The sequence below is a fragment of the Psychrobacter sp. TB20-MNA-CIBAN-0197 genome (genome assembly GCF_040309765.1).
GTDB lineage: Bacteria > Pseudomonadota > Gammaproteobacteria > Pseudomonadales > Moraxellaceae > Psychrobacter > Psychrobacter submarinus.
Window position 1 is genome coordinate 1 of sequence record NZ_JBEOPC010001316.1, and the last position, 240, is coordinate 240.

A 240-nucleotide genomic window follows, 5' to 3' on the forward strand; every position below is an offset into this window, starting at 1 on the left:
CAACAGTACCGCGACCCGAGATCGAGAACACGTCTTCGATTGGCATCAGGAATGGCTTGTCGATCATACGAACTGGTTCTGGGATGTAGGTATCCAGAGTTTCAACCAGTTTACGAACGGCAGTGGTGCCCATTTCGTTGTCGTCTTTGCCTTCCAGCGCCATACGAGCCGAACCGATGATGATCGGAGTGTCGTCACCTGGGAAGTCGTAGGTCGACAGCAGGTCACGAACTTCCATCT

Annotated in this window: 1 pseudogene; it reads right to left on the reverse strand. The window is 52.9% G+C overall.

Annotated features, from left to right (window positions below):
• Positions 1–240: pseudogene (gene tuf / locus AAEY83_RS18215) on the reverse strand (elongation factor Tu); the annotation flags it as partial.